The sequence below is a fragment of the Thermogutta sp. genome (assembly GCF_014359955.1).
Lineage (GTDB): Bacteria > Planctomycetota > Planctomycetia > Pirellulales > Thermoguttaceae > Thermogutta.
This window is the reverse complement of record NZ_JACIYL010000826.1, coordinates 1-1,888: the sequence shown is the minus strand read 5'-3', so window position 1 is coordinate 1,888 and position 1,888 is coordinate 1. Positions and strand designations below refer to the sequence as shown.

The window sequence follows — 1,888 nt, the reverse complement described above, 5'->3', positions numbered from 1 at the left end:
CGATTTTTTGGTTCGCGGTCATATCGGCATGCTTTCCAGTCTGACAATTCCTGGAACCTCGGGGATCGATCGGCTGTAGAATTGCAGGGGGCGCTGGTGCGGCGTCGGGTGCGCTAGGTCGCCCTGCGGCAATGCATAAATGAGGGGGTTCAGATGCCAAAACGGACCCGTCCCCATTTCCCTCCGTACCAGTCCCGCCTGACACGCATTTGGTTTGATTCGGCAGGTTGGTGTGCTGTTAAAAACAGACGGTCGGCGGATCGCCAGGATGACGCCCCTGCTACACGACATGGCACTTCGGACAGCCAATCCCAAGGATGGGGGTTCGTCGGGGTAACGAGTCTCCGCGTTGTCTCCGCGGCGGTCCGGGCCCTCGGACACGCAGGAACCGAGCCGTTTGACCAAGAGTGACGTTGCGATGGAAGCCGGTGAAATTCTCGTGCGAAAAGGACTTTTAACCCCCCAGCAGTTGCAGCTTGCCCGGCGCAATCAGGGCGAAGGACGACGTCTCGATCAGGCAGCCGTGGGGCTGGGATTGCTGACGGAAGAGGAAGCCCTCCGCGCGCTGGGAGAAGAGCTCGGCATTGAGTATGTCGATCTGTCCGAAGTCAAAATCGACCCCAGCATTCTGCGGAATTTCCCGGTTAAATTTATCTATCGCGAGTCGCTGTTTCCCATCAAGGACGAAAACGGCACCCTCGTGGTGGCCACGAGCGACCCGTTCAATCTGTACCCGCTCGATGAACTGGCCACTGCCACGGGAAAGACCGTCATTCCTGTTCTTGCCTCTCGTGCGGAGATCGCCAAGCTCATCAAGACCTATCTCGGGGTGGGCGGGGAGACGATCGACGAACTGATCGCCCAGAGTCAGCGGGAAGAAGAAAACCAGATCGAATTGCTGGAAGAAATCGAGACGGATGGGTCCGAGCTTTCGCAGCTCGCCCAGGAACCGTCGGTCGTTCGCCTGGTCAACGAGATTCTTCTGGAGGCGATTGAACTGCGGGCGAGCGACGTGCACATCGAGTCGCAACCCTCGGGACTGAAAATCCGTTACCGCATCGACGGCGTTCTCCATCCGCAGCCCGTTCCACCGGAAATCAACCGTTTCCAGGCGGCCATCATCAGCCGCCTGAAGATCATGGCCCGTCTCAATATTGCGGAGCGTCGTCTACCTCAGGATGGCCGTATCCAGTTGCGGGTGGCGGGGCGCGAGGTGGACGTCCGTGTCTCGGTCATCCCCATGATCCACGGCGAGGGAGTTGTGCTCCGTCTGCTCGATAAAGGGGCGATGGAGTTCAACCTCCGCAAGCTAGGCATGGAAGAGGATGTTTACCAGAAATTCCACGAATTAATCAACTTGCCCCACGGGATCATCCTGGTGACCGGTCCCACAGGTTCCGGTAAGACAACCACGCTCTACAGCGCTCTGCTGGAGATTCGCGACGAGTCGATCAAGATCATCACCACCGAAGACCCGGTCGAATACCAACTGGAAGGAATCAACCAGATCCAGGTGCACCCCAAAATCGGGTTGACTTTCGCCAATTCGCTGCGGAGTATCCTGCGGCACGACCCCGACGTCATTCTGGTGGGTGAGATCCGTGACCTGGAGACCGCCGAGAACGCCATCCAGGCTTCTCTGACCGGCCACCTGGTGTTCAGCACTCTGCACACCAATGATGCGGCGGGGGCCTTCACTCGCTTGACCGACATGGGAGTCGAGCCGTTCTTGGTGTCCAGCACGGTCGAGGCGGTGATGGCCCAGCGGTTGGTGCGCACCCTGTGTCCGGAATGCAAGGAACCGTATCGCCCAAAACCCGAGGAACTGCCGCGCGATTTTCCCAAGGAAATCCTCGAGGAAGGTGTTCTGCTTTACAGGGCGGTGGGA

Annotated in this window: 1 protein-coding gene; it reads left to right on the top strand. The window is 58.8% G+C overall.

Features of this window, described 5'->3' with window-relative positions; translation table 11 throughout:
- Positions 1–397 precede the first annotated feature (397 nt).
- On the top strand, positions 398–1,888 hold a 1,491-nt coding region (locus H5U08_RS17340), incomplete at its 3' end, for an ATPase, T2SS/T4P/T4SS family (RefSeq protein ID WP_297035975.1).